The organism is Eubacterium sp. CAG:161 (assembly GCF_000432355.1).
Taxonomy (GTDB): domain Bacteria; phylum Bacillota; class Clostridia; order Lachnospirales; family Lachnospiraceae; genus Eubacterium_G; species Eubacterium_G segne.
Genome location: NZ_HF991873.1, coordinates 192445 through 202589 on the forward strand (window position 1 = coordinate 192445; position 10145 = coordinate 202589).

The following is a 10145-nucleotide window of genomic DNA, read 5'->3' on the forward strand; positions in this document are numbered from 1 at the left end:
TAATGTAATTACACATTATAATAGGAAGAAACTAATAACAAATCACAATATATAGATATAAGGAGATAATATGGATAAGAAAATACAGGCTCCAATAAGCAATGAAGATGCAAATTCATTAAGAGCAGGAGATTATGTTTATATAACAGGAACAATATACACTGCAAGAGATGCTGCCCATAAAAGGATGTATGAGGCATTAGAAAAAAATCAGCAATTACCAATAGAAATGGCTAACAATATAATATACTATATGGGACCATCCCCTGCCAGGGAAGGCAGACCAATAGGTTCAGCAGGACCGACTACTGCCAGCAGAATGGATAAATATGCTCCAAAACTGTTAGATTTAGGATTAAAGGGAATGATAGGAAAAGGAAAAAGATCTCAGGCAGTCAGAGACGCCATAGTAAGAAATGGAAGTGTATATTTTGCTGCTATAGGAGGAGCCGGAGCAATATTATCAAAATGCATAAAGAAAAGTGAAGTAATAGCATATGATGATTTAGGAACAGAAGCTATTAGAAAATTATATGTAGAAGATTTTCCTGTAATAGTTGTAATTGACAGCGAAGGAAACAACTTATATGAAACAGCTATAGAAAAATATAAGGAATAAAACATATCTAAGAGGTAATAATATAATGAAAATGAATAGAATAGCTTATCTTTTTACAAGGAGATTCTATAAAGTTCCATGGTTATTTCACGAAATAGGAAAAGCAGGAAATGAAAATAAATATACAATAGAAGAAAGATATAATATAGTAAGAAACGTGTGTAAAAAGGTAAACAGATATGCCCACGTGGAAATTGAGTGTTCAGGACTTGAAAATATTCCTAATGAAAATGGTTATATACTTACGCCAAATCATCAGGGATTGTTTGATGTGCTGTTAATTTGTGACACTCATAAAAATCCTACGTCATTTGTAATACGAAATGATTTAGCAAATGTTCCATTACTTAAACAAACAATAAAGGCATTAGATGCAAAAGCAATAGATAGAGGTGACCCAAGACAGGGAATGCAAATTATAAAAGAAATGACAGAGGGAATTAAGCAGGGGCGTAATTATATAATATTTCCTGAAGGTACCAGAAGTAAAAATGGAAACGTACCGGGAAACTTTAAAGGGGGATCATTTAAAAGTGCGTACAAAGCAAAAGCACCAATAGTTCCGGTGGCATTAATAGATTCTTTTAAACCATTTGATATAAAGGATACTAAAACAGTTAAAGTTCAGATACACTATTTAAAGCCTTTATATTATGAAGACTATAAAGATATGAAAACAACGGAGATAGCAGAGCTTGTTAAATCAATGATAGTTAAGACAATAGAAGAAAAGCTATCATAATGAAAAAATGTATTTGACAAATAAAACTTACTATATTATAATAACTAATGCATTGTAAAAGTGTAATTGAATATGTATTATATTCAGGCATGGAGAAGTACTCAAGTGGCTGAAGAGGCGCCCCTGCTAAGGGTGTAGGTCGTTTGCGCGGCGCGAGGGTTCAAATCCCTCCTTCTCCGTTAACAGGGCATATTTGCCCATAAAATCTGCTGGAAAAATTATTGATTAAAACTGTCCGTGAGATGGAAATTTAACAGATATTTTACAATGTTTACAATAAAATAAAATATGACATATTGAATTAAACATATTAAAATGGTAATATATTCACTAGTGTGCCGAATATATCGGTAAAAAAGTAGAGGAGATTATTATGGGCGTACTTAGCAAAATAATAGGAACGTATAGCGAGCGTGAATTAAAAAGACATAAGCCAACATTAAATAAAATATTGGAATTGAGACCGGAGATGCAGAAGTTAAGCGATGAGGAAATGAGAGCAAAGACTTCTGAATTTAAGGAAAGACTTAGTGCAGGAGAAACTTTAGATGACATACTTCCGGAGGCATATGCATTAGTTCGTGAAGCAACTAAAAGAACTCTTGGAACAGAACATTATCCTTGCCAGATTTTAGGTGGTATTATTCTCCATGAAGGACGTATTGCTGAAATGAAGACAGGTGAAGGAAAAACACAGACCTGCTTACTTCCGGCATACCTTAATGCACTTACAGGAAAAGGCGTTCATATTGTTACAGTAAACGAATATCTGGCAACCCGAGATGCTGAATGGATGGGTCAGGTTCACAGATTTTTAGGACTTACGGTAGGTTGCGTATTAGCAGATATGGATCATGATGCTAAGAAGGCGGCATATGAGTGCGATATAACATATATTACTAACAATGAATTAGGCTTTGATTATCTTAGAGATAACATGGTTGTATATAAGGAACAGTTGGTACAGCGTGGTCTTTCATACTGTATTATCGATGAGGTTGACTCTGTTCTTATTGATGAGGCAAGAACACCTCTTATTATTTCAGGACAAAGTGGCAAATCAACTAAGTTATATGAAATGTGTGATATTCTTGCAAGACAGATGGAAAGAGGAACAGCTAATCCTGAACTTAGCAAGATGGATGCCATTATGGGAGTTGATATTGAAGAAGATGGTGATTTCCTCGTAAATGAGAAGGACAAGATAGTTACCCTTACTGCAGACGGTATTGCAAAGGTTGAAAAGTTCTTCCATATTGACAACTATGCAGATGCTGAAAACCTTGAACTTCAGCATAACGTAATACTTGCCCTTAGAGCTCATAATCTTATGCATAGAGATCAGGATTATGTAGTAAAGGATGACGAAGTTTTAATCGTTGATGAATTTACAGGACGTATTATGCCGGGTAGAAGATATTCCGACGGACTTCATCAGGCAATTGAAGCAAAGGAACATGTAAAGGTAAACAGAGAAAGCAAGACTCTTGCAACTATCACCTTCCAGAACTTCTTTAACAAGTATGAAAAGAAGGCAGGTATGACAGGTACTGCCCTTACTGAAGAAAAGGAATTTAGAGATATTTACAGCATGGACGTAGTTGAAATTCCAACTAACAGGCCGATTGCAAGAATTGACCATGAAGATGCTGTATTTAAAACAAAACGTGGGAAATTACATGCAGTTATAAATGAAATAGAGGAATCATATAAGAAGGGACAGCCTGTTTTGGTTGGTACCATTAATATTGATTCATCAGAAGAAATCAGTTCATTACTTAAGAAAAGAGGAATACCTCATAAAGTATTGAATGCTAAATATCATGAGTTAGAGGCTGAAATTGTTGCTCAGGCAGGACAGCATGGAGCTGTAACTATTGCCACTAACATGGCAGGTCGTGGTACCGATATTAAACTTGATGATGATGCAAGAGCTGCCGGTGGACTTAAGATAGTAGGAACAGAAAGACATGAATCACGTCGTATCGATAATCAGTTACGTGGACGTTCCGGTCGTCAGGGAGATGTAGGTGAGTCTAAATTCTTCATTTCTCTTGAAGATGATATTATGAGATTGTTTGCATCTGAGAAACTTATGTCAGTGTTTAATGCATTGGGAGTTCCTGAAGATGAAGAGTTACATCACAAGGCTCTTACGAAGACAATTGAAAAAGCACAGAAGAAGATTGAAGGAAACAACTTTGGTATTAGAAAGAATCTTATGGAATACGATAAGGTTAATAACGATCAGAGAGAAATCATTTACGCAGAAAGAGCAAGAGTGTTAAATGGTGAAAACATGAGAGATGCCATCATAAAGATGATTTATGATATTATTGAATCTCAGGTTGATATGTTTATTAGAGATGATCAGGCACCAAAGGATTGGGACATGGCAGGACTTTCACAGTCAATGCTGGAAATCATTCCGTTTAAGCTTAACCTTACTGAAGCAGATATTGAAAAGTTATCAAAATCAGAATTTAAGCAGATGTTAAAGGAAGAAGCCGTTAAATTATATGAAATGAAGGAAGCTGAGTTCCCTGAACCTGAGCATATCAGAGAATTAGAAAGAATTGTTCTTCTTAAGGTTATTGACAGAAAGTGGATGGATCACTTAGATGACTTAGAACAGTTAAAACAAGGTATCGGTCTTATGGCATACGGACAGAGAGATCCGGCTGTAGAGTACAAGATACAGGGCTTTGAAATGTTTAATATAATGATTGACAATATCAAGATAGATACTGTTAAAACCTTATATCATATTCAGGTTGAACAGAAAGTTGAACGTGAAGAGGTTGCTGAAGTTACAGGAACTAACAAGGATGACAACGGAGGCGTTAAGAAACCAAAGCAGAGAGCAGAAGCAAAGATATATCCTAATGATCCTTGCCCTTGTGGAAGTGGAAAGAAATATAAGAACTGTTGCGGAAGAAAAGCATAGAAATCTATGATTTATTGTAAAAGAGACGGGCAATGCCCGTCTTTTGCAATATTATATCAATGTAATTAATCAGCCTTAAATATGGGCGGTGAAGTTAAGGAGTTTTCGTGGTTGAATTAGATCAGTATAAATATCAGTGGAACCAGTATAAAGACAGTGTTAAGGAATTAGAGGCATCCTTTAACATTGAGGTAAAAAAAGAACGGTTAGAAGAAATAGAGGCTTCAATGGAGGAACAGGATTTTTGGGAGGATGTGGAAAAATCCCAAAAACTTACAAAAGAAATGAAGCAGTTAAAAAACAGCCTTGATACAATTAATGGTCTTGTGGAGCAGTATAACGAAATAGGAGTTTTAATTGAAATGGGGGAAGAAGAGGAAGATTTAAGTATAGTAGATGAAGTTGAAAATGAATTAAAAGATTTTATTGAAAATTTTGAAAAAGTGAAGATTCAGACCCTGCTTTCAGGAGAGTATGACAAATACGATGCAATATTAAAAATTAACGCAGGTGCAGGTGGCACGGAATCCTGCGACTGGGCAGGAATGCTTTATAGAATGTACACCAGATGGGCGGAGAGCAAGGGCTTTGAGACAGAAGTTATTGATTATTTAGATGGAGATGAAGCCGGCATAAAATCAATAACCTTTCAGGTAAAAGGTGAAAATGCTTTTGGTTATTTAAAATCAGAAAAAGGAGTACACAGACTGGTTAGGATTTCGCCTTTTAATGCAGCAGGAAAAAGACAGACATCTTTTGCTTCCTGTGATGTAATGCCTGATATTGAAGAAGATCTGGATGTGGAAATAAATGATGACGATATAAGAATTGATACATATCGTTCAAGCGGAGCAGGAGGACAGCATATTAATAAAACATCATCGGCAATAAGAATAACCCACCTTCCAACAGGAATAGTTGTACAGTGTCAGAATGAACGTTCCCAGCTTCAAAATAAAGACAAGGCAATGAAAATGTTAAAGGCAAAACTATATATACTTAAAAAGCAGGAAGAAGAGGAAAAGCGCTCAGGCATAAGAGGCGAAGTTAAAGAAATAGGATGGGGAAATCAAATCCGCTCCTATGTAATGCAACCTTATACTATGGTAAAAGATCATAGAACCGGCGAAGAAGTTACAGATGTAGGTAAGGTAATGGACGGATACATTGATCCATTCATAAATTCTTATTTAAAATGGCTTAATATAGACAAAGATAAACAATAATATTGATAATTGTTTATATCCGTGCTAAAATCTACGAGTGTGTGATTACTAAAGTTTCTTTAGAATCCTGTAGTTATGGCACGTGGCAACATCTGCAGTTGCAAACATCCAAAATTATAATGACAAGCGAGGAGTAAATATGATTAAAGTTGCAATCTTAGGATATGGAACAGTAGGTTCCGGAGTTTTTGAAATTATTAGAGAAAATAAAGATTTAATTGCTGCAAATGCAGGTGAAGAAATTGAAGTAAAATATGTATTAGACTTAAGAGATTTTCCGGGAGACCCTTGTGAAAATGTTTTAGTTCATGATTATAATATTATTTTAGAAGACCCTGAGGTTGAAATCGTAATCGAAGTAATGGGTGGATTAAAGCCGGCATATGATTTTGTAAAGGCAGCCCTTGACGCAGGAAAGAGTGTATGTACATCAAATAAGGAACTGGTGGCAAAGCATGGAGCTGAATTAATAAGAATTGCAAAGAGCCATAACAGAAATTTCCTTTTTGAGGCATCTGTAGGTGGCGGAATCCCTATTATCAGACCGATTAACATGCACATTACAGCTGACAAAATCTGCGAAATAACAGGAATATTAAATGGAACAACTAACTATATCCTTACAAAGATGGATAAAGAAGGAGCAGATTTTGCAAGTACACTTAAACAGGCACAGGATTTAGGATATGCTGAAAGAAATCCTGAGGCAGATATAGAAGGTTTTGATGCTGTAAGAAAAATTGCTATTTTAGCATCATTAGCTAAAGGTAAGACTGTTGATTTTGAAGAAATTTACACAGAGGGAATTTCAAATATAACAGATATAGACTTTAAATATGCAAAAACAATGAACAAATCAATAAAGCTTCTTGGAAAATGCAAGAATGAAGATGATGGTGTCGTAGCTTCAGTGGCACCTAGGTTATTATCCCAGGAGCATCCTCTTTACAATGTTAATGGTGTTGTAAATGGTATATTGGTACGTGGAAACATGGTTGGAGATTTAGTGTTTATTGGAAGCGGAGCAGGAAAACTCCCTACAGCCAGCGCAGTTGTATCTGATGTGGTAGACGCTGTAAGACACTTAAATGTGTCAACAACAGTTATGTGGGATGAGGAAAAATTGGAATTAGAAGATTTTTCTAAATCAAAGAAACATTTCTTTGTAAGAACAAAGGCAGATAAAAAGGATATTGAAAGCATATTTGGAAATGTAGAGTACGTTGATGCGGGAATATCAGGAGAAACAGGCTTTATTACGGAGAAAATAAGCGAAGAAAAGTTTAGTGAAAAGGCAGATAAATTAGGCATTATCTCAAGAATAAGAATTGAGGGATAAGACCTATAAATCATAAATATAATAGACTTATTCTATATGTGAGGAGAAGCGATGAAGTATATAGTTGTATTAGGAGATGGGATGGCTGACAAGCCTATTGAAGAGTTGGGAAACAAAACACCATTAGAGTATGCTGACACACCTACCATGGACAGATTGTCAAAGGTATCAGAGGTGGGATTGGTACATACCATACCTAAGGGGATGAAACCGGGGAGTGATACCGCGAACCTTTCAGTATTAGGATATGACCCTAAAAAGTATTACACAGGGCGTTCACCGCTTGAAGCATTAAGTATAGGTGTTGATATGAAAACTACGGATGTTGCTTTAAGATGCAATATTGTTACAGTTTCCACAGACGACCTGCCATACGAAGAAAAGACTATAATAGATCACAGTGCCAGTGAAATAAGCACAGAAGATGCAGCTGTTTTGTTAGAGGCTGTTAGAAAAGAACTTGAAACGGATACTTATAAATTTTATGTGGGAACAAGTTACAGACATCTCACAATATGGGATAATGGAGAGGTAGTTGACTTAACACCACCTCATGATGTTTTAGGACAAAAAATTGGTCAGTATTTACCAAAAGACAAAGTTTTAAGGGAAATGCAGAAGAAGAGCTATGATATTTTAGCTAATCATCCAATAAATATTGATAGAATGAAGAAAGGACTTAACCCTGCTAACTCATTATGGTTTTGGGGAGCAGGAACAAGACCTTGTGTAACTTCTTTTGAAGAAAAGAACAATAAAAAAGGAGCTATGATATCAGCAGTGGATTTGTTAAAGGGAATTGCTGTTGGTGCAGGCATGAAAGTTATAGAAGTTGAAGGTGCCACAGGAGGACTTGAAACTAACTATGAGGGAAAGGCTTCAGCAGCAGTAGATGTACTTTTAAATGAAGGCTATGATTTGGCATATGTTCACGTAGAAGCACCGGATGAAATGGGACATCAGGGTAGCGTTGAAAGAAAAGTAAAGGCTATTGAAAATCTTGATAAAAGGGTGATTAAGGTTATAACTGAAGCTATGGATAAGTCAGGAGAGGATTACAGATTGTTAGTTATGCCTGATCATCCTACACCTATTTGCGTTAGAACCCATACAAGTGATCCGGTTCCATATATGCTTTATGATAGCACGGATTTAAAGGATGAAAAGCATGACTACAATGAAAAGTGTGGAAAAGAAAGCGGACTTTTTATGGCAAATGGTTATGAAATGATGGATTATCTTTTGTCAAAATAATAATAAAAATTCATATACTAAAATATATAAGCGAAGGGAAACAAAAATCATGAAAGAAACAAAAGTTGTTAAATTTGGTGGAAGCTCATTAGCTGATGCAAAGCAGTTTAAGAAGGTAGCAGATATCATTCTTGCAGACCCTACCAGACGCTTTGTTGTAGCATCTGCACCAGGAAAACGTTTTGTTGAAGATATAAAAGTAACAGATATGTTGTATAAATGCTATGAGTTGGCATCAGAAGGTGAAAACTTTGATGAAGAATTTCAGGCAATAAAAGACAGATTTAACGGAATTATAAGTGAGTTAGGTATAGAAGATTTCTCCTTAGAGAAAGAATTCGAGGCAATTAAAGGTGCTTTTTCTCATATGGCAGGTAGGGATTACGCTGCAAGCCGTGGAGAATATTTAAACAGCATGGTTTTGGCAAAATATCTTGATTTTGATTTCATAGATGCTGCAAAATATGTGTTCTTTGATGAGTCAGGAAGTTTTGACTGGGAAAAAACAGCTGAAAAGCTTGTGCCAAAGCTTGCTTCAACAGAATATGCAGTTATACCGGGATTTTATGGCTCAATGCCTAATGGTACCATAAAGACATTTTCAAGAGGTGGCTCAGATGTAACAGGTTCAATTGTTGCAAGAGCAGCTTCTGCTAAGATATATGAAAACTGGACAGATGTTAGTGGATTCCTTATTTGTGATCCTAGAATCATTAATAATCCGGAACCTATTAACACAATAACCTATGCTGAACTTAGAGAATTGGCATACATGGGTGCTACTGTATTACATGAAGATGCAATTTTCCCTGTACGTGCAGCAGGTATACCTGTAAATATTAAGAACACCAACTGCCCACAGGATAAGGGAACAATGATTGTATCTGAAACGGCAGAGCCTTGTGAGCATATTATTACAGGTATTGCAGGAAAGAAGGGAATGTCCGTAATCAATATTGAAAAGGATAAGATGAATAGCGAAGTGGGATTTGGAAGAAACGTACTTCGTGCCCTTGAAAAGAGCAATGTAAGCTTTGAACATATGCCATCAGGTGTAGATACCATGAGTGTGGTTATTCAGACAGATGCCCTAACAGGAAAAGAGACAACTATTTTAGATGAAATCCGTTCAAGAGTTCATCCCGATCAGTTGTTTATAGAAAATGATCTGGCTCTTATTGCAGTTGTAGGTCGTGGAATGAAGAGTGCCAGGGGAACAGCAGCAATATTATTTACAGCATTAGCTGAAGCCCGTGTAAATACCAAAATGATTGATCAGGGTTCATCGGAACTTAATATAATAATCGGTGTTGATGATCAGGATTTTGAGGTTGCAATGCGTGCAATTTATAACGCATTTATTAAAGTAAAAAAATAACATTGACAAAAAAATAACATAGTATTATCATAACTATTGAATAATTTAATACAGAAAATTCTTCGGGGCAGGGTGCAATTCCCGATCGGCGGTTACAGTCCGCGAGCGTTTTACGCAGGACTTGATTTGGTTCAAGTCAGGATATGGTGAAAATCCATAACCGACAGTATAGTCTGGATGGTAGAAGATTTAGTAATATGATTTTTAGTACGCAATTTTGTACTAAATGTTATTGTGTTATGAAATTTTTAAGCCCTGAGTTATACTCAAGGCTTTTCTGATATTAGTAGAAATAATCAACTAATGCAGAATTAAAAAGAAGAATTTCCTGAGAAAAAGAAAGGAGATTATATTTATGAAAGAATTATTCAACACAAAAAATCTTGTATTAATGGCGGTGTTTGCAGCATTAGGAGGAGTTCTTATGTTATGGGAATTTCCAATACCATTTATAGCACCGGGATTTTATGAAATGGACTTAAGCGAAGTGCCTGTACTTATAGGCTCCTTTATTGCCGGCCCTGTGGCAGGAGTTATAATGGAAGCGGTCAAAATTATCATTAAGATAATGATTAAAGGCACATCTACGGCATATGTTGGTGATTTCGCAAATTTCTGTATAGGATGCTGTTTCATAGTA

8 protein-coding genes, 1 tRNA gene and 1 riboswitch are annotated in these 10145 nt (G+C 35.9%); all 9 genes read left to right on the forward strand.

Annotated elements, in window-relative coordinates:
* Positions 1-70: 70 nt before the first annotated feature.
* Positions 71-619 (forward strand): Fe-S-containing hydro-lyase, encoded by a 549-nt coding sequence (locus Q5O30_RS10050; protein WP_021953622.1) that lies wholly within the window; start codon positions 71-73, stop codon positions 617-619.
* Between the two features lie 25 nt (positions 620-644).
* Positions 645-1361, forward strand: coding sequence for a 1-acyl-sn-glycerol-3-phosphate acyltransferase (locus Q5O30_RS10055; RefSeq protein WP_021953623.1), 717 nt, complete (start codon positions 645-647; stop codon positions 1359-1361).
* Positions 1362-1452: 91 nt separating this feature from the next.
* Positions 1453-1540 (forward strand) — tRNA-Ser (locus Q5O30_RS10060).
* A gap of 194 nt (positions 1541-1734) precedes the next feature.
* Positions 1735-4308, forward strand: a complete 2574-nt coding sequence (gene secA / locus Q5O30_RS10065) for a preprotein translocase subunit SecA (protein ID WP_021953624.1) — start codon at positions 1735-1737, stop codon at positions 4306-4308.
* Positions 4309-4415: 107 nt separating this feature from the next.
* Entirely contained in the window at positions 4416-5534 is a 1119-nt protein-coding gene (prfB, locus tag Q5O30_RS10070) for a peptide chain release factor 2 (protein WP_021953625.1), read from the forward strand.
* A gap of 139 nt (positions 5535-5673) precedes the next feature.
* Entirely contained in the window at positions 5674-6873 is a 1200-nt protein-coding gene (locus Q5O30_RS10075; RefSeq protein ID WP_021953626.1) for a homoserine dehydrogenase, read from the forward strand.
* A gap of 51 nt (positions 6874-6924) precedes the next feature.
* Positions 6925-8127: a cofactor-independent phosphoglycerate mutase gene (locus tag Q5O30_RS10080; protein WP_021953627.1), complete on the forward strand. Its 1203-nt coding sequence runs from the start codon at positions 6925-6927 to the stop codon at positions 8125-8127.
* Between the two features lie 49 nt (positions 8128-8176).
* Positions 8177-9505 carry an aspartate kinase gene (locus Q5O30_RS10085; protein ID WP_021953628.1) on the forward strand — a complete coding sequence of 443 codons (1329 nt, stop codon included), beginning with the start codon at positions 8177-8179 and terminating at the stop codon, positions 9503-9505.
* A 54-nt stretch (positions 9506-9559) separates the two neighbouring features.
* A riboswitch (FMN riboswitch) is annotated at positions 9560-9698 on the forward strand.
* Positions 9699-9860: 162 nt separating this feature from the next.
* The coding region (locus Q5O30_RS10090; protein WP_302674685.1) for an ECF transporter S component at positions 9861-10145 on the forward strand (285 nt) is incomplete at its 3' end.